Origin of the sequence: Spirillospora sp. NPDC047418 (genome assembly GCF_040643275.1) — a bacterium.
In the GTDB taxonomy this organism is placed as follows: domain Bacteria; phylum Actinomycetota; class Actinomycetes; order Streptosporangiales; family Streptosporangiaceae; genus Spirillospora.
In genome coordinates this window covers 207,057-225,889 of record NZ_JBEYTW010000001.1, presented here as the reverse complement: position 1 = coordinate 225,889, position 18,833 = coordinate 207,057, and the positions used below count along the sequence as shown (strand labels likewise).

General features: G+C 72.2%; 11 protein-coding genes and 1 riboswitch. Of the genes, 2 read left to right on the top strand and 9 right to left on the bottom strand.

All coding sequences use genetic code 11. From position 1 onward, the window contains the following. Window positions 1-212: 212 nt before the first annotated feature. A complete protein-coding gene (locus tag ABZ806_RS00855) occupies window positions 213-1,718 on the bottom strand; it encodes an RNA polymerase sigma factor (RefSeq protein WP_500214349.1) in 1,506 nt (501 codons plus the stop codon). A gap of 326 nt (window positions 1,719-2,044) precedes the next feature. Beyond that, window positions 2,045-4,414 (bottom strand): substrate-binding domain-containing protein, encoded by a 2,370-nt coding sequence (locus ABZ806_RS00850; protein ID WP_500214347.1) that lies wholly within the window; start codon window positions 4,412-4,414, stop codon window positions 2,045-2,047. A gap of 233 nt (window positions 4,415-4,647) precedes the next feature. On the opposite strand from ABZ806_RS00850, the gene ABZ806_RS00845 reads away from it, so the two are divergent. Continuing rightward, a complete protein-coding gene (locus ABZ806_RS00845) occupies window positions 4,648-5,463 on the top strand; it encodes a TrmH family RNA methyltransferase (RefSeq protein WP_500214345.1) in 816 nt (271 codons plus the stop codon). Window positions 5,464-5,702: 239 nt separating this feature from the next. Here ABZ806_RS00845 and ABZ806_RS00840 read toward each other — a convergent pair whose 3' ends face one another. From ABZ806_RS00840 to ABZ806_RS00825, 4 genes are all read right to left on the bottom strand, one after another. Then, window positions 5,703-6,725: a hypothetical protein gene (locus ABZ806_RS00840; protein WP_500214343.1), complete on the bottom strand. Its 1,023-nt coding sequence runs from the start codon at window positions 6,723-6,725 to the stop codon at window positions 5,703-5,705. A 119-nt stretch (window positions 6,726-6,844) separates the two neighbouring features. Then, window positions 6,845-7,213 carry a UCP033725 family protein gene (locus ABZ806_RS00835; RefSeq protein WP_500214341.1) on the bottom strand — a complete coding sequence of 123 codons (369 nt, stop codon included), beginning with the start codon at window positions 7,211-7,213 and terminating at the stop codon, window positions 6,845-6,847. After that, window positions 7,210-11,520: an SseB family protein gene (locus ABZ806_RS00830; protein WP_500214339.1), complete on the bottom strand. Its 4,311-nt coding sequence runs from the start codon at window positions 11,518-11,520 to the stop codon at window positions 7,210-7,212. The genes ABZ806_RS00835 and ABZ806_RS00830 overlap by 4 nt, the downstream gene beginning before the upstream one ends. Before the next feature lie 101 nt (window positions 11,521-11,621). Continuing rightward, window positions 11,622-12,878 (bottom strand): aminotransferase class V-fold PLP-dependent enzyme, encoded by a 1,257-nt coding sequence (locus ABZ806_RS00825; protein ID WP_500214337.1) that lies wholly within the window; start codon window positions 12,876-12,878, stop codon window positions 11,622-11,624. 41 nt (window positions 12,879-12,919) lie between these two features. Further along, window positions 12,920-13,036: riboswitch (SAM riboswitch) on the bottom strand. Window positions 13,037-13,086: 50 nt separating this feature from the next. On the opposite strand from ABZ806_RS00825, the gene ABZ806_RS00820 reads away from it, so the two are divergent. Then, window positions 13,087-13,458, top strand: a complete 372-nt coding sequence (locus tag ABZ806_RS00820; RefSeq protein WP_500214335.1) for a DUF8711 family protein — start codon at window positions 13,087-13,089, stop codon at window positions 13,456-13,458. Between the two features lie 46 nt (window positions 13,459-13,504). Here ABZ806_RS00820 and ABZ806_RS00815 read toward each other — a convergent pair whose 3' ends face one another. From ABZ806_RS00815 to ABZ806_RS00805, 3 genes are all read right to left on the bottom strand, one after another. Continuing rightward, entirely contained in the window at window positions 13,505-16,093 is a 2,589-nt protein-coding gene (locus tag ABZ806_RS00815; protein WP_500214333.1) for a transglycosylase domain-containing protein, read from the bottom strand. A gap of 289 nt (window positions 16,094-16,382) precedes the next feature. Then, complete coding sequence (locus ABZ806_RS00810) at window positions 16,383-17,534, bottom strand: FKBP-type peptidyl-prolyl cis-trans isomerase (protein ID WP_500214331.1); 1,152 nt, start codon at window positions 17,532-17,534, stop codon at window positions 16,383-16,385. 388 nt (window positions 17,535-17,922) lie between these two features. Beyond that, a complete protein-coding gene (locus ABZ806_RS00805) occupies window positions 17,923-18,795 on the bottom strand; it encodes a LysR family transcriptional regulator (protein ID WP_500214329.1) in 873 nt (290 codons plus the stop codon). Window positions 18,796-18,833 lie beyond the last annotated feature (38 nt).

Below are 18,833 nucleotides of genomic sequence, written 5' to 3'. Positions count from 1 at the left end.
CCTCCCAGTCGAATCTCGGTGGTGTTGTGATCGTGCCCCCGGCGAGCCCCGACGCGTGTCGGCCGACTCTGGTTGCCTGATCTTGCCACCAAGTTGCTGGGATTTCTCCTTAAAGACGGATATGGGTGACCGATTCTGTACGCCTCGTCGCCATCTGTCCTAGTCGAGGGCCACCCGGTCACACAAATGTGATCTAGGTCACGCTCGCTTGATCATCCGTTATCGTGGGGCTCACAGGTGACGGTGCCCGACTTGCCGCCCGGGGAGAAGACCACCGTCCCGGAGCTGCCCGGTGTGCACGGTCCAGTGAACGTGACCGTGACGCTCGCGGAACCGCCCTTCGCGAGGGTGCCGTTTCCACCGGCGCTGACATTGCCCGAATGCCCGACGACCGCCCAGGTGACAGGCCCCCCGTGAGCGGTGATGCCCAGGGCGCATTGCCCTCCGGAATCGGACACCGTGCAGGACCCCACCGACAGGGTTCCCGCCGAGGGCCTCATCGTGGTCCGGGTCGGGCGCGGGGCGGAGGAGTGGGTGGACGGCTTGCGCGTCTTGGACGGAGTCAGGGTCGGCGTCGGCGAAGTCGAGCTGGGCGTGGGGCTCGGGGTGTTGCTCTCCGTGGGGGTCGGGGAGTCCAGGGGGTCTTCGGAGTCGGGCGGCGAGGACGGGTCGACCACCGACGCCGACGCTCCGCCCGACGGGTCCTGCGCGGTCGTCCCGCCGGTGGGCGAGCCGCCCGACATCAGGTAGAACGCCCCCGCCACGATCACGATGACGGCCGCGGCGGCGGCGAGCGCCGGCCAGAGCGCGCGGTGCCCGCGTCCGTCGGAGGCGTCCTGCGTCGGCGACCCGTCGTCGGTGTAGGGCCAGCCCCACTCGTCCAGGGGCTCGGCGCGGTGCGCGATGTAGGACAGGTCCGAGGCGAGCGCGGCGTCGGTGGCGGTGGCCATCACGTGCCCGCGCAGGTCGGTGGGCATCATCGCGACCGGCAGCGTCTGCAGCAGCCGCGCCGCGGGCACCGCCCGGCCGCGCCGCGCGCCGCACGTCGGGCACGTCCCGACATGCTGGACGAGTTTGCGCACGACCGGCGGCGGCAGCGGCCGGCCGCCGTCGTCCGCGATCGCCGCGATGGCGGGGCATTCGCCGCGATCCGTGCGGGCGATGTGGGCGGCGGCGAGCGCCTCGTCGAGGTGGGTCTTGGCCGCGCCGGTCAGGTCCGCGGCCTCCTGCGCGCCGAGGCCGAGGACGCCGCCGACCTCGAAGGTGTCCAGGCCGTGCCGCAGCATGAGGTCGAGCGCCTCGCGCTCGCGCCCGCGCAGCGCCGACAGGGCGCTGTGCACGAGCCGGCGGGTCTCCTGCCGGCGGGCGAGTTCGGCCTCGTCCAGGAAGCCGTCCTCGACCTCGGGCGCCTCGTGCCGCGCGGCGGGACGGTCGGGGTCGCGCAGCCGCCGCCGGCACTCGTTGCGGACGAGCGCGTACAGCCAGCCGCGGAACCGCTCGGGTTCGCGCAGCACGGGCACGTGCGCGTAGGCGGCGATGAGCGCGTCGTGGAGCGCTCCGGCCGCCTGCTCCTGGTCGCGCAGCAGCGCATGGCAGTAGTCGTACAGGCGGGCCGCGTAGCGATCCATCACCTGGATGAGCGCGCTCGGATCGCCTGCGGCCAGCGACCGGGCCAGGCGTTCGTCGTCGGCGCGGTCGAGACTGGGCCAACCGGACACGGATGTCCTCCCGCGGGCAGGTGTTCGGCTTCCGCGTCCGCGGCATCGGGGACGGGTCGGAAGATCGAGGAGGGGGAGCGGTGCGCTTCCCCGCCGCCGGTTCGCCCGGCGGTCATGTCCCCGTCACGGGCCGGGGGGAAAGCGGGTCGGAGGCCCGACGGCCCCGCTCCCCGTCGGGCCTCCACACAGTTTGACGATCCACTGCGGCGCCCGGTTGACACCGTTGGCCAGGAAAAATCAGGAACTACCTGACGCGTCGGTAAGATCACTGAAAGGTGATCAACCGGCGCCCTGGGCCGCCGATCGCCGGGCCGCCGATCACCGGGTCACTCGATCCGGCGGGACAGCATCTTGAGGAAGATCTTGGAGATCTCCTGCGGCGTCTGCGCGACCTGGACGTTGCCGTTGGTCGCCGCCGCGATCTGCTCCAGCTCGTTGCGGTCCACGCCCTTGCCGAACCCGATCATGTTGACCTGGATCGGCTTGTTCGGGTCCTGCATGGACTTCAGCTGCTGCAGCGTGTCCTTCAGCGTGGGGCCGCCGTCGTCGTCGTTCTTGCCGTCCGTGAGCAGCAGGATCGAGTTGCCGAACTCCGGCTTGTAGGTCTCGTTCATCTTCTTGTAGGCGGCCAGCATCGTCCGGTACAGGCCGGTGTCGCCGTTCGGCTTCGGCTTCATCTGGCTCAGCGTCGCGAGGACGCGCCCGCGCCGGGTGGTGGACCCGATCCGCTCGCCGAGCGGGCCGATCGGCACCGAGACCCGGTACGGCAGGTCGCCGTTCATCTTCGTGGAGAACAGCCACTGGCCGAGCTCGGTGTCGTTGGACATCATGCTGAGCCCGCCCTGCGACACCTGCGCGATGGCCTGCAGCCGGTTGGTGTTCGGGCCGACCTTCTCCAGCATGGAGCCGGACACGTCGATCAGCGTCAGCATGCGCAGGCCGAGCGTCAGCTTCGACCACGCCTGCATGATCTTCACGACGCTCTCGCTCTTCGGCTGCGGCAGCTGCCGCGGCTTGGCGGGGCTCACCCCGGCCGCTTGCGTGAAGCCCGCCGGGGCCTTGCTGTCGGTGGTGCGGAAGCCCAGCTCGTGGACGTCCTTGCGGGTGGCCTCGGTGGTCATCGCCTTCTCCAGCAGCCGGGCCGCCTTCTGCTTGGAGTCGTCCTTGCTGGTGACGGTGAACGGGTAGTCCATCGACAGCGTGCCCTCGATGGGGTACAGCGCCACCGCGGGCTCCGCCGGCTTCGTCCGGTTGTACTGGTAGAGCGCCTGCTCGGACGACAGCGAGATCGGCTTCTTGCCGCTCTGGCCCTTGCGGAACGCCGAGAACTCCGCCTCCACCGTGGGGACGGTGCTCTCGCGGACCGTCCGGACGATGCCGGTGAAGATCGAGTCGCGGTTCGGGTCGTTGGCCAGCAGCATGCTGGTGACCATGAGCGAGCCCATGCCCGCCGCGTTCTTCATCGGGTCGGGCACGACCAGCCGCACCGAACCCGCCGGGATCATCTGGTTCTTCGTCACCGCGCCGCCCGCGACGCCGCCGGCGGCCTTCAGCAGGTTGTCCCAGGACGGGCTCGCGGTGATGCCCTGCTTCTTCAGCTGCACGGCGAGCGACTGCGGCAGCCCGACGACGATCGGGCTCTTCGCGATGGACGTCTTGGTCGAGATGACGCCGCTCTTGTCATCGCCCTCGGCGTCGGCCTGGGCCAGTGAGATCCACAGGGACGAGTCGGGGATCCACACGTCCGGGCGCTCGTTCGACCCGCCCGCGACGGCCTGTCCGGACAGCAGCGGCGTCACGGCCGCCGACTCGACCTTCTTCACCGTCGCCTTGACGCACTTGCCGTCGACCTTCTGCTTGGTGTCGTTGAAGCGTCCGGCGGCCTTCTCCACGGCGGGCGCGATGTCCGGCGCCGCCGAGACCGACAGGTTCATCGCGTCGTCGCCCGAGCAGCCGCCGCCGCTCTCGGCGAACGCGTAGACGCCGACGCCGAGCAGCAGCGCCAGCCCGACGGCGCCCGCCATCGGGCCGATCAGCGCGGTCGCGCTGCGCTTCTTCTTGCGGCGCCCGTACTCGTAGCCGCCCGAACCGCTGTCATAGCCGCCGGACCCGCCGCCGTAGCCACCGGAGCCGCCCGATCCGCCGGACCCCGATCCGCCGGAGCCGCCGGAGCCGCCGCCGAAGAACCCGGACGGGCCGCCGTCCGAACTCCGGATCGAGTCGTACTCGCTGTATCCGGTGCCGGCCAGCGGGGACGACTCGGACGGGGGCCCCTGCGGGGACGACCGCCGCGGCTCGCCCTGCGGATATCCGCCGGACCCCGGCTCACCCTGCGGGTACGGGCCCGAGCGCTGTTCACCCTGCGGGTATCCGCCGGAGCGCTGCCCGCCCTGCGGGTAGCCGCCGGATCGTCCAAGACCGTAGCCGCCCGCGTCGGACGCGCCGCCGAAGCCGCCGGAGCCGTAGACCGGCTCCTCGGACGACTGCCGCGGCGTGAACCACTCCGGCGTCTCGCCCGACGCGCCGGGCGGCGCCCCCTGCGGCCCCGCCGGGGGCTGGGAGAGCGGCCGGCCCTGGCTGTCCCGCCCGCCGAACCAGTCGGACGACCCGTCGTTGGCCGGGCCGAAGACGGGCCGGGACGGGTCGTAGCCGCCGTCCGTCCCCTCAGGGAAGTCATTGCGATGACGTCCGCTCATGGCCTGCCCTCGATTCACCAGAAACCCGTCGATGTTCCCCGGCACTGTAGTAGTACGAACCAGAGGTTACAAAGAACTCAAAACTGATAATGACGCAGGTCATCACCGTATGTCCCGACGAACCTGGCATTGCCCATGGCCGTCACGGACTGCTACCGCGGCGGTACGGATCGGCGCGGCCATCGGTTCGAAGCCGACCGAATCCGGCCGCGGCGGGCGGCAGACTGGGGGACATGGCCCACCTCGTCCCCGTCCCGGACCCCGCCGACCCGCGCCTCACAGACTACGTGCGCCTCCGGGATGTGAATCTCCGCAAGAGCCTGGAGGCGGAGCACGGCCTGTTCGTCGCCGAGGGAGAGAAGGTCATCCGCCGCGCGATCGCCGCCGGGCACCCCGTCCGCTCCCTTCTCATGGCGCGCCGCTGGGCCGAGCCGCTCGCCGACGTCCTGTCCGGCCTGGACGCCCCCGTCTACGTCGTGGACGACGCCACCATGGAGTCGATCACCGGTTTCCAGGTGCACCGCGGCGCCCTGGCGTCCCTCGAACGCCTCCCGCCGCCCCCGCTCGGCACCGTCCTCACCGGCGCCCGCCGCATCGTCATCTGCGAGGACATCGTCGACCACACCAACATCGGCGCGATCTTCCGCTGCGCGGCCGCCCTCGGCGTGGACGCCGCCGTCCTCGCCCCCCGCTGCGCCGACCCGCTCTACCGCCGCTCGATCAAGGTGTCGATGGGCGCCGTGTTCGCCCTCCCGTACGCCCGCATGACCGACTGGCACAACGACCTCGGCGCGATCCGCGAGGCGGGGTTCCAGCTCCTCGCCCTGACCCCGTCCGCGGACGCCGAGCCCATCGACGAGGTGAAGACCGCCGACCGGAGGGCCCTGCTCCTCGGCTCGGAGGGTGACGGCCTCTCGTCCCGCTGGCTGCACGAGGCCGACCACCGCGTCCGCATCCCCATGAACGAAACGGCTCTGACCCGCGGCGTCGACTCCCTGAACGTGGTGGCCGCCGCAGCAATAGCCTGCTATGCCCTCACCCGAACCTGACCAGTACCCGGTATTAATACGCTCCGTAAAGCGGTGAATTCGCCGCACATTTCCCGGCCCGGTCGGCCCCTGTGCTTTCGACGTTCTCCGCCCGCTCGATCAGCGTGATGACGGTGACCGAACCGCCGGGCGCGACCGTGACCGTGATCGAGACCGAATGGTCATCGGACTGGGCGCTGCCGCTGATCTCGCTGATGTCGTGGCGTCTGCGGAGAGGCGGTTAAGTGCCCCTCTGCGATTCACTTGCCGAACATGCCGCGGCGCGGGCGCCGGTGCGATCCCTTCGCGCGCTTCGCGGCCGCGGCGGCGCCGGCCGGCAGGCGCCGCTTTCCGAGCCGCAGTTGCGTCAGGAGCAGCGAGAACGCGACCAGCAGCGCGGCCAGCCACGCGATCTGCGTGCTGGCCATTCGCTCGAACGTGATGTCCTGCGCGACGGGCGCCTTGTTGCCCTGCAACCGGCTCTGCGGCGTCACCGACCCGGGCACCGGACTCGGCGCGACCGACGGGCTGGGCGCCTGAATGGGCGGCAGCGCCACCTGCGGATCCCTGGAGTCGAACGACGAGTTGGGCGACGGCGGCACATACCCGCTCGTCCCACCGGACGTCGAACCGCCCCCGGAACCCGACCCACTGGAGCCGCCACTCGTGCTCGTCTCCGATGACTTTGTGGGAGTGGGCGAAGGCGATGACTTGGTCGGCTTCGGAGTCGTTTTCGGAACGTAAGTGATGGTGACCGGCTTGGTGGCGGCCTCATCGAAGCCGGTTGCGCTGATGGTCACGGTGAACTCGACCTTGACGGTCTTCTTGATGTCCTTGGCGACGGTCACCGTTGAGATGACGGTGTCGCGCTTTCCGTCTCCAAGCTTCCCGACCAGGCAACCACCTGCCGGTTTGAAGGGGGGCAGGCACTCGCCGCCCAACTTCGCCGCTGCGGGCGTCACCTCGATCTTCACGACCTTGATGTCCGTCACTTCGCCGCCGACGGCCCTGACGTGCGTGTTCACCTGGATGCGTTCGCCCGCGTCCGCCTTGGTGGCGATGGGGGAGACGGTCACCTCTAGCTTGCCGGGCGGCGGAGGCGTGGTCGTCGGACTTGTGCTGGGAGACGCCGCATCGGAGTCGGTCGGGGTGGGTGATACCGAGGTGGACTCGGAGGGGGCGGGGGTTTCGGTCGCGGCCAGGGCGGTTGCGCCGCCGGCGGCGAGGACGGCCGCTGTGCCGAGACCGATGAACATCGGTTTGACCGCCGATCGGCAGATCACTGCCGCCGCACCTCCGTCGCGTCGCCGTTGAGCGTCCGTGTCCAACATGCACAGCCCGAGGGGTCGCCTCGACAGTCAAGCGAACACGCATCCGCGGCCCAAATCAACCCCGTCGGGGGTCAGATCATCTCTTCCCGGACGTCCTCGATCTCGGTGCCGGGGGCCCACGCCTGCCAGATGCCCTGGTCGATGCGGTCGAGCCCCAGATTTTCGGCGACCGGGGCCTGCCCGCCCGTGTATTCGACGCGCAGCCATGTTTCATGCTCGCCGACGATGACGAACCGCTCGCCGCGCCAGCGGCAGGTCGTCCGGACGTACCGCAGGTCCTCGATCTCGGACGCGGGGACGATGCGGCGGAACCGCCCCGGCCGCAGCTCCTCGAACCCGTCCGTCGGGCCGGGCGCGTACAGCCTGACCTCGCCGTCGGCGCCCGGCGCGGCCTCGAAGTCGCGGCCGAGCCAGCGGGCGACGTACCCGTCCCGGATCACTGCGCGGCCTCCGTCCGTCCGTCCCAGCCCTCGGTGCTCGCCTCCGGCCGGAGCCAGGCGAGCTGGTCGGGGTCGTACATCGCCACGAACCGCTCGGAACGGTCGTGGCCGAGGTAGTACATCTCCGCGCCGTACGGGAGCCGGACGCTGTCCACCTTGTACTCGCGGATGGATCCGGCGCTCCCCGGCGCGAACCCGCTGCCCAGGAACGGCGGCCGCTCGACGACCCAGCCGGCGTCGCCCCACGAGGACATCTCCGCCTCGTCGCGTCCGCCGAAGGGGACCCGGTACAGGTCAGGGCAGTAGGCGGGCCACCGGATGACGTACACGCCGTCGTCGGCGGGCGAGAACGGGGAGCCGTCGTACAGCATCCCCAGCGCCTCGTACAGCTGGCCGGGCGTCTGGAGTTCGGCGACGTCGGCGGTCGAGTGCACGAACCCGCCGACCCGGTCGTAGCCCTGCTCCAGGTACCAGGCGACATGCCCGTGCGGGACGACCTTCTGCATGATCGTCGGGGACGAGACGCGGTCGTCGGGGTCGGACGGCAGGTGCACCGCCTCGGGCTCCGGCCGCGGCGGCGGCAGCGGAACCTCGGGCCGCGCCGGGACCAGCCCGACCCGCATCGCCCACTCGCTGAGCGCCCGCACCTGGTCGCCTTCGAGGGACGCCCCGATGCGCGTCCCGGGGTTGAGCAGCATCGCCCAGTCGTCCCGGGGCCACGCGCCGATGAGGCGCCGGAAGTCCGCGTACACGAACCGTGCCTCGGGCAGCACCTCGCGCAGCCGCACCAGCGACGTGAACACCCGCACGGCGGACTCGCCCCGCAGTGCCGCGTCCCAGCGGAACTCCCGCTGCATGGGCGTCACCTCGAGCGGCGCCTCGGCCGGAATCGGGACGAGCACGTTCGCGTTGAGCAGCACTCGCAGGAACGCGTCCGAGTCGCCGTCCGATGCGGCCTCGTGCAGCTCCTGGTCGATCCGGTTGCCGGGCTCGAACGCCGGTTCCGGCTCGTCGGCGGCCCGCAACCCGGGCGCCGTGTCACCCGCAGGCCGCCCACCGGACATGTCGGACGCAGGAGGCTCGGCATGCGCCCCCCCGCCGGGACGCGCCGCGAACTCGCCCGCCGCCTCACCAACGATGCCGGGCACCTCGGACGCACCCGCGCCACCCGCCCCGACATCACGTCCGCCGGCGAAGCCCTCCTGCGGACCGGCCCAATCGGCGTCGCCGCCCGGACCCGGGATGCTCGGTACACCTTCGCCCGGCACGCCGGACACGCCAGCCCGGTCGGCGTTACCACCGTCCACCGGGCCGACTGCGCCACCGCCCAGTCCCGGAAGGTCGGATACATCTGCCAGTGGCCCGTCGGGTGCACCGGCCAGATCGGACGTGCCGGGCAGGCCGGAGTAGCCGCCCTCCGCAGGACCAGTCGTGCCGGTGCCCTGGCCTGGGATAGCGGGTGCGCCTTCGCGCGGCCCGCCGGGTGCGCTGGCCGGGTCGGACGTGCCGGGCAGGCCGGTGTACCCGCTCTCCGCAGGACCGGTCGCGCCGGTGCCCTGGCCTGGGATAGCGGGTGCGTCTTCGCGCGGCCCGCCGGGTGCGCTGGTTGGATCGAATACTCCGGGCCGGCCGGTGTAGTCGTTCTCCGCCGGACCGGTCGTGGCGTGGCCCTGGCCTGGGATGTCAGATGTGCCCTCGCTTGGCCCGCCGGGGACGCTGGTCGGGTCGGACATTCCGGGTGGGCCGGTGTAGCCGCTCTCCGCAGGACCGGTCGCGCTGGTGCCCTGGCTTGGGATGTTGGGTGTGGCTTCGCTTGGTCCGCCGGGGACGTTCGTGGGGTCCGACGTGCCGGGCCGGCCGATGTCGCCGACCCCCGCTGATGTGGTGCCGCTGATCGGGCCCGGGAGGTTCGGTGCGGTGCTGGGTGTGCCGGGTCCTTCGGCGATGTGTCCGCCGGACGGGCCGGCAGCGTCGCCTGCGAAGCCCTGCCGCGGAAGCTCGCCATGCCGTCCGGCCGGATCAGTGCTGCTGGGCGCGCCACCGGTCGGGGCATTCGGTGCGCCTTCGGGTGGGACGCCGGGTGCGTTGGTCGTGCCGGGTAGGGCGCTCTCCACCGGAGCGGCCGGGCCCGGGAAGCTCGGAGGGCCGTGCTCGCTGTGCGGTCCCTCGGCGATGTGGCCCGGCGTGCTGGACGCGCCCGGGTCACCCGAGAGGCGCTCGTGTGGCGTGCCCGCGTGATGGCCGGAGCCGTCCAAGGGACCGGTGCCGAGTCCACCGGCCAGGCCGGGAACGTTGTGCGGTGTTTCGCCGGGACGCGGCAACTCGGGCGCGCCTGTGCCGCCGGCCTCGGAACCCGGGGCCGTGCTAGCCGTGCCGGTTCCCTCAAGGCCGCGTCCGCCGCCCACGCCTTCGTGTGGGGCGGCGGCCCGCTCGGGGCCCGTGACGTCCTGCGTGCCCTCTTGCGGAATGCGGGACGCGTAGGGGCTGTGGTGCGGCGTCTCGCCGGTGCGGCTGGGCAGTTCGTGACCGCCGCTGTCCGGGCTTGTGGTGTCGGGCGGTGTGGCGGTGCCGCCCGGGACGTGGCCGGATGGTGGGGCCGCGTGTCGGCGGGGCAGGCCGCTCGGGGCGGCGGGCGACGGGGCGGCGCCGCGCGGGCCTTCGGCGGGAGCCGCCGACTCCTGGCCTTCGCCGCGCGGAGCTTCGCTCGCGGGCGTGGACGGCGGGCCCGTGGCGCCCAGGGGCGGCGGTGCGGTGTGATGGCCGGTCTCCGGGCCCAGCGGCGCGCCGGGTCCCTCGGCGGCGGCCAAGTGCGGCGCCTCGCCGGGGATGCCGGAATGTCGGGCCGGGTCTTCGGCGGTGGGGGCCGCGTACTCGTGCTCGGTGGCCGGCGCCGAGTGGCGGCCGGGCGTCACCGGCTTGTCGGACGTCGCCTCCGGTGGGACGGCCGGCGCCACCGGCACCGCCGGGGTCTCCGGAGGCGGGGGCGTGGACGCCGACGGCGGGGTCGCCGGGCCGCGGAGGGTGCGGAGCTGGTCCGCCGTCATCGAGGCGTCGATGGGGGTGCCCGGGTTGAGGACGAGCGTCCAGTCGGCGTCGGGCCAGGCGGCGGCCATCTCGTGCAGGCTCGGCATGATGAAGCGGGACGAGCCGATGGCCTCGTTCATCCACTTCAGGGACGTGAACACCTGGATCGACGTCCGCCCGTGGATGGGGACGGGCCGCCACGGGAAGTCGGCGTCGCCGGGGACGATGCCCCACGGCGTGTCCGTGTCGGCGGACACCAGGACCTGGGCGCCGAGCAGGGTCTGGTAGAAGGCGTCGGTGTCGCGGCGCCGGGCCACGTCGAAGAGGCGCTGCTCGACGTCGTTCTGCGGTTCGAAGTGGTCCGTCATGCGCTGGGCGGCGCGCTGGTCGGCCCAGGTGGCGAGGCCGGGGAGCTGCTGCGCGAGGACGGTGCCGCCGGCCGGGGACCCGGAGTTGATGGCGAGCAGCCAGTCGTGGTTCGGCCAGTAGCGCAGCGCGACCGTGAACGGCAGCTTGATGTACTCGGTGCCGGCGCCGGAGGCTTCGAGCAGGCGTTCGGAGGAGGTGAACACCGGCACGACCGTGGAGCCGTCGACCTCGCGGGTCTGCCAGGGGAATCCGGGCCGGCCGGGACGCAGCGCGAAGTCCATGTCGTCCGGGACGGGCAGCAGGACGTCGGTGTCCGCGAGCGTCTGCAGGAACAGGTCGTGGTCGTTGCCGGCGGCGGCGCGCAGCAGTTCGCGCTCGACGTCGTTCGCGGGCTGGAACTCGGGGCGGGGCGACTGCCGGGGCAGGTCGCGGTGCTGGTCGCGGAGCTCCTCCCAGGCGGCGGGCGCGCGGCCGACCTGCGGCGGGCGGCCGTCGCCCTCGGCGACCTGGCGGACGAACCAGGCCGGCATCCGCGCCTCGATGGGCAGCACCGCGCCGACGCCGTGGGCGGGCGCGTCGATGGCGAGCCACCAGCGGGCGTCCGGCCAGGTCTCCGCGATGTCCCCGAACCGGACGGTCATGAAGTGCTGGTAGGACGGCCCGAGGCACGCCCGCATCGCCGACGCGGACGTGTAGGCCAGGACGTGGACGCGGCCGTCCTCCTCCTGGGTCGGCCAGGACGGCTGCGTCTCGTTCGCGAGCACGCCGTCCACCAGTTCGGGCGGGACGGGGACGACGAGTTCGCTGTCCGCGAGGAGGCGGAAGTAGCTCTCCTGGTCTCCGGCCCGTACGGTCTCCTGCAGTCGGTGTTCCAGCTCCGACGTGGGTCGCCACGCGTCGGCCACGGTCGCCACCCCCTGTTTCCTCCGTGCTCGTCCCCGCGCGACTGCCTACGCTACATGGGCGAACAGGACCAAAGAGCATATTCGCCTGCCCGCGGGCGGGTGTCCGCAGGTCAGCGTGCCGCCAGCCCGGCGAGGGCGGTGAGCAGCCGGTCGATGTGCTCCTCGCTCGTCCCGATGCCGAGACTGGCGCGGACGGCGGTGTCCCCGCCCGCCAGGTGCCGGACGAAGGGGTGCGCGCAGAACCGCCCGTCCCGGACGCCGATGCCGTGCTCCTCCGACAGGGTAAGCGCCACGTCGCGCGCGTTCCAGCCGTCCACGGTGAACGACACGATCCCGACGCGCGGCGCCCGGTCGCCCCACAACGACAGGTCCCGCACGTGCGGGAGTGCGGAGAGCCCGGTTCGGAGGCGTTCGACCAGAACGTCCTCGCGGGCGGCGAGCTCCGCCCAGGAGGCGGAGAGGGCGTCGCAGGCGGCGGCCAGCGCGACGGCGCCGAGGACGTTCGGCGAGCCCGCCTCGTGCCGCTGCTCCGCGGCCGCCGCCCACCGGGTCGTCGCGCCGACCGACGCGCTGGCCCCGCCGCCCTTCAGGTAGGGCTCGGCGGCGCGCAGCCAGTCGGCGCGCCCGGCGAGCACGCCGGCGCCGAACGGCGCGTACAGCTTGTGGCCGGAGAACGCGGCGTAGTCCAGGCCGAGCGCGGTCATGTCGAACGGGCGGTGCGGGACGAGTTGCGCCGCGTCCACCGCGATGCGGGCGCCGTTGCGGTGCGCGACCCGCGCGAGTTCCTCGATCGGCCACAGCTCGCCGGTGACGTTGGACGCGGCGGTGACGACGAGCAGCCGCGACCCGATCGGGCACGACGCCAGCGCGCGGTCGGCGGCGGAGACCGCCTCGGCCGGGGTGGCGGGCGCCGGGAGCCGGACGGCGCGCCTCCACGGCAGCAGGGACGCGTGGTGCTCGGTCTCGAACACGACGACGCTCGTCCCGGCGGGCACGGCGCGGGCCAGCAGGTTCATGGAGTCGGTCGTGTTGCGCGTGAACACGACCGCCGACCGCCGCCACGCGCCGACGAACGAGCGGACGGTCTCCCGGGCCTCCTCGTACGCGCCGGTCGTCACCTGGGACGCGTACCCCGCACCCCGGTGGACGCTGCTGTAGTACGGCAGCGCGCGGGTGACGGCCTCCTGCACCGCCTCCAGGCAGGGCGCGCTCGCGGCGTAGTCGAAGTTGGCGTACGGGACGTGGCCGCCGTCGCGCAGCGGAACCGGGACGTCCGCCCCGACAATGCGCGGGATCCGGCGAACCCGGACCCCCTCGGGGCGCGTCACAGCAGGCGTGCGGGGGGAGCGGGCGAGCAGCGTGGGCATACCGGGACCTTCCGGGCCAGGGACCCCGGAGGACAGATCGGGATCCGCGCTTGCCGGAACGCGGTGCCGCGTCCGGCCAGGTCCTCACCCGGGGCACCCCATCGCGGACGAAGGGTTGCCGGCCAGCAAGCCGGGGCTTGACGCTGGCGCTCATGACCTTGTGCGGAATTATATGCGGGTCCGATCGGGGATCAAGCGGGAGGGTGCGATGCGGTACAGGGCGGTTCTGGCGCTGGCCGGGGGTGCGATGGTGCTCGGCACCCTGAGCGGGTGCGGGGCCCTGAGCGGCAATTCGGACCAGGTGTGCACCGACACCAAGAAGGCGTTCCAGCAGTACATCACGCAGGTCAGGAGTATCCCGGCGGCCGAGCCCGCGCAGTGGCGGCAGGCCACCGAGCAGCTCGCGGGACGCATGGACGGGCTGGCGAAGAAGGCCGACGACGACGCCCTGGCCAAGGCGCTGAAGGGAGAGGCGGACAAGCTGCGCGCCGCCGCCGCCCCCGCCGGCACCGGCGACGTCTCCCAGCTCAACACCGTGATGAAGGAGACACCGGCCACGATCGGCAAAGCCTGCGACTGAAGGCCCGCCGCCCGCGCGGCCCCGGAACACGGGGCCGCGCGGGGGGTCAGCCGTTCGGGCCGGAGCGGGCGCCTCCGCCGCCACCGGTGCCGCCCCCGCCGTCGTCACCGCCTCCGCCGCCTCCGCCGTCGCCCCCGCCGTCGCCGGGATCGTCACCGCCTCCGCCGCCGCCCCCGCCGTCGGGCGGCTGGATGATGGTCGGCAGATCGGTCGGCGGGGTCGGGAGGTCCGGTTCTTCGGTGTCCGGTGGCGGCCCGGACGGGCCCTCCGTGCGCGGCGGCTCCGTCCGGCCCGGCGTGCTCGGCCCCGTCGGCCGCCCGTAGCCGCCGCCCGGCCGCTCCGACGGCGACCCGAACGACTCGGGCTCGTAGTCCTTGATGCCGACGGCGTCCGTCATGTACGTGCGCCAGATCTGCGCGGGCAGTTGCCCGCCGTAGGCGCCGTAGCCGGGGATGTCCAGCGGCTTGCCGTCGCTGCGGAACATCGCGACCGACGTCGCCATCTGCGGGATGAACCCGTTGAACCAGATCGCCTTGCCCTTGTCGGTCGTGCCGGTCTTGCCCGCGACGTCGCGGCCGTCCGGGAGCTGCGCGTTGGTCCCGGTACCGCCCTGCACGACCTTCTGCATCGCGTAGGTCGCGTCCCGCGCGTTCTGCGCGCTCAGCGCCCGGTTCCCCTTCTCGGTGAACGTGCGCTTGTGGTTCTCGTTGTCGGTGACGGACTTCACCACGAACGGCGTCCGGTGTACGCCCTCGGACGCGAACGTCGCGTACACGCCCGCCTGCTGGACGGGGTGCAGCGACACGATCCCCAGCGGGAACGTGGCGGCGTTGCGCTGGTCCTTGGTCATCTGCGACGCGGAGACGCCCATCTTCTCGGCCATCTCGGCGATCTTGTCGTTGCCGATGTCCCGGCCGAGGTTGACGTAGGCGGTGTTGATCGAGTGCTCGGTGGCGGTGACGAGGTTCACCATGCCGAAGCTCTCGTTGCTGTCGTTGTGGATGGACGACCCGGCGAACGTCTGCGGCGAGCTGCCGTCGTAGGTGCTGCTGAGCGACCGGCCGTCCTTCAGCGCCGCGGCGAGCGCGATCGGCTTGAACCCCGACCCGGCCTGCGCGTGGTCGCCGAACGCGCTGCTCAGCGCCTCCTCCAGGTAGCCGCGGCCGCCGTAGAAGGCGAGCACCTGCCCGGTCTCGGGGTCGACCGACACGGCCCCGGTGCGGATCTTCTTGCTCATCCCGTCCGGGGCGTTCTGCGTCACGGCCCGCTTCATCGCGTCCATCAGCCGCTTGTCGAACGTCGTGGTGATCTTCAGCCCGCTGCGGTTGATCTCGTCCTCGCTGTAGCCGCGGCGCTCGGTGAGCTCCTTCTTGGCCACGTTGACCATGTAGCCCTTCTGGCCCTTGAGGACGTCGGTGATCTTCTGCTTGTCCGGGACCGGGAAGGTCATCGCCGCCGCGTCGGCGGACGTCAGGTACTTGTCCCGCACCATGTTCCCGAGGACCGAGCGCCAGCGCTGCTCGGCGGGGGCGCGCTGCGCGCCGGTCGGGTCGGAGAAGTTGCTCGGCTGCTGGATCGCCGCCGCGAGGTAGGCGCCCTCGGCGGGTGTCAGCTGCGAGATGTCCTTGTCGTAGTAGGCGTGCGCGGCGGCCTGCACCCCGTAGGCGTTGCGCCCGAAGTAGATCGTGTTGAGGTACTGCTCCAGGATCCAGTCCTTGGGCTTCTCCCGGTCGACCTTCAGCGCGACCATGATCTCTTTGAGCTTGCGGGTGACCGAGCGCTCCTTGCCGATGCCGCCGTAGTAGTTGCGGACCATCTGCTGCGTGATCGTCGACCCGCCCTGCAGCTGCTGCCCGGTCACGGTCGACCAGAACGCCCGCGTCGTGCCCTGCACCGAGACGCCCGGGTCGTCGTAGAAGCTGCCGTTCTCCGCGGCGATGACCGCGTTGCGGGTGCTCTCCGGGACGCGGTCGAGGTCCACGGCGTCCCGGTTGATGCCGGTCTTCGCGATCTGCGTCTTGCCGTCGGAGTAGTAGAACGTCGGCCCCTGCGCGATCGCCTTCTCCTGTGGCGACGGGACCGGGGTGAAGAGGTAGGCGACACCGAACGCGGCGATGACGAAGGCGACGAACCCGAGCAGCAGGAAGAGCGTCCGGCGCAGCAACCGGGACCGGCGGCTCCGCGGCTTCTTCCCGGGCCCCTCGCCGCCGCGCCCCCCGCCGCTGCCTCCGCTGCCTCCGCCGCCGTCGTTTCCGGACGGCGGCGATCCAGCGTGCTTGGACGAGGCGGCGGGCATGGTCTTGGTATCTCCGGTGCCCGGCGCTTCGACACCATCGGACCCCGGTTCATCTGCGACGTCGCCCGGCCCGCCCGTCTCGCGGGGCTCGTCCGGCTCATCCGCCGTGCTGGATTCACCGGCGGAGTCCGGCGCTTCGCGGCCCTTGCCGCCGTTCTGTGATTTGTCGTCCCCGTCCGGGAATTCGGCGTCCTGGACGGATTCTTCGGTCTCCGCGGCCAGCGTGCCGGTCGCCGGGCGGTCCGTGCCGGCCGGTTCCCCGGCCTCGGTGTCCTGGCGGTCCACCTCGGCGGACCCGGTGGACGCGTCGTCCTCCGGGCCCTTTTCGCTGTCGCTCACAAGCCCCCCGTGAATAATGCGTTACCGACGATACCCGAGGGGATACGTGCGCCGGCCGCCCAATGCGCAACCCCGGGGCTTCTCAATAGAGGACGGGCAATGCGTCCCGCCGGTTGTCGTGACGGACGTCGCAACACCGACTTTCCGCGAAACCCGCCGAGGCCGCCGCGGAGGCCGCCGGCGTCACCGCCGATGCCGCCGACGCCGAGCGGCGGGGCCCCACCGGGAACCCCGCCGCTCGCACCTCGTCCTCAGGCGATCCCGCCCGCGCGGCCGTGCCGCGCCCGGCTCACTTCTCGATCTTCGCGAGGATGTCCACGACGAACACCAGGGTGTCGTCGCCCTTGATCTTGGGCGGGCTGCCCTGCTTGCCGTAGCCGTCCGCGGGCGGCAGGACGAGCAGGACGCGGCTGCCGACCTTCGCGCCGGTCAGCCCCTTGTCGAAGCCGGGGATCGTCGCGCCGGTGCCGATCGGGAAGTTCACCGGCTGCTTGTTGTCCCAGCTGGAGTCGAACTTGTCGCCGCTCTTCCAGATCTTGCCGACGTAGTTCACGATCGCGTCGTCACCCTTGGCGAGCGCGGGGCCGTTGCCCTGGACGACGGTCTTGACCTGCAGCTTGTCCGGCGCGTCCGCGTCCGGGATCGTGATCTTGGGCTCCTTGGCGCCCTTGTCCTCGACCTTCGGCAGGTTCTTGTCGTCGAGCTTCTGGGGGGTGCCCTCGGGCTTCGGGTCCTTCGGGACGGCGGCCTGGATGTCCATGACGAACACCACCGCGTCCTTGTCGGTGATCTGCTGCGGGCTCAGCTGGCTGAGGTCCTTGGACGGCGGGAGCTGCAGCACGATCCGGCTGCCGACGGTCTTGCCGACCAGGTTCTTGTCGATCTCCTTCAGCCCGCTCTTGCCGAGGACGAGGGGCCGCGGGCCGCCCGGCTGCTGGGCCTGCTGCTCCCAGGTGGAGCTGACCTTCTCGCTCGTGCTCTTGACGCGCGAGTTCTCCTCGTCCTTGTCCTTCGCCCACTTGTAGGTGGCGAAGGAGACGTAGGCGGTGTCGCCGTCGGCGAGCGCGCGGCCGGTCCCCTTGATCGGGGTGGTCACCTTCAGCGTCCGGGCCGGCGCGAGCTTGGTGGGGATCTCGACCTTCGGCTCGGACGCGAACTTCCCGGTCACCTCGATGACCGGGTCGGGGCGGTTGACCCACCAGTACACGCCGCCGGTGATCGCCAGCGCGGCCACCACGATCCCGGCGATCACCATCAGCCGCCGGTTGCGCGCCTGCTTGGCGGTCAGCGCGGACGGGGCGGACGGCCGGTTGAGCCCGCTGCCGCGCCCCGCGCTGATGCCGTGCGGGGTGAACTCGGGGCTGCGGATGCTCTGGGCGTTCGGGATCTTCGCCTTCGCCTTGACCGCCGGCTTGCCCCGGGGCTTGTCATCCTCGGACATGGTTCCTCACTTGCTCCGGGTTAGACGACATCACGAACGTGACCACCCTTCCAGGGCCGGGCTAAGCACAGCGTGAAAACCGTGTAAAGGAGGCCGACCCGCAATCTACCGGTCACGTGCGGTTCGCGGTGCCCTCTGGCAGGGGACTGGAGAAGCCGCCAGGATATCCCCGCCGAGGGAATGACTCACCCCTCCCGATGGCGGGGCGACCCGTCCGCCGAGGTCGCGGAACTCGGCTATGCGGCCGCCGTGCGCGGCGAGGGCCGGTGGAACGGGGACGCGGTTCTTTCACGGGTCGGCATTGAGGACGTCTCAAAGAGCTTCCCCGGTGAGCCCGTATACGAAGGCCCGCGATCCCGGCCTCCACGACATCGTCCCCGCGGTCCGGTCAGGTGGTCCGGATCAGGGCTTCCAGCAGGTGGCGGACGGCCGGGAGGGGCGGGCCCGGCGTGACCGCGAGGAAGGTCGTCATCGTGGGGGCGGTCAGGGGGCGGACGGTGACGCGCGGAATGTCGGGCAGGCCCGCCACCTCGTAGAAGACGGTCCAGGACGGGGTGCCCGCCCCGATGCCGGTGAGGGTCTCCTGGAACGTGGTGAAGGGCGGGCCGGACGGCGGCGCGATCCCGCCCGTCCGGCAGGCGCCGGTGATGAGGTCGTGGAAGGGCGGGTTGTCCTCGCGCGGGGCGAGGCGGAGGGGGAGGTCCGCCAGATCGGCGAGGTCGACTGCGGGGCGGTCCGCCAGGGGGTGCGCGGCGGGCAGGGCGACGTACAGCGGGTCCGTCCAGACCGGGAGCAGTTCGAGGCCGGGGGCGTCGGCGAGCGCGCGGACCAGGGCGGCGTCGAGTTCGCCGGAGCGGACGGCGGACAGCCGGTCGGGCAGGGCCAGACGCCGGGGCCGGACCTGGACGCGCGGCGCCACGGCGGCCAGCTCGCTCAGGACGCGGTAGACCCGGTCGCCGGGGCCGTGCACGGTGCCCAGCCGGAGGACGCCGTCGGCGCCCGCGCGGACGTCGGCGGCGACCTGCCGGGTGCGGCGCGCGGCTGCGAGGACGGCACGCGCCTCGGGCAGCAGCCGCTCGCCCGCGCCGGACAGGCGGACGCGCCGGGTCGTGCGGTCGAAGAGCGGCACGCCCAGCTCGCGTTCGAGCCGGCGGACCTGCTGGCTCACCGCCGACTGGACGATGCCGATCCGCGCGGCGGCGGCGCCGAACCCGGCCTCCTCGGCGACCGCCACGAAGTACTCCAGCTGGCGCAGCTCCACCCCGGCCCCCGATTCATCTCGATCCGTGATGATCGATG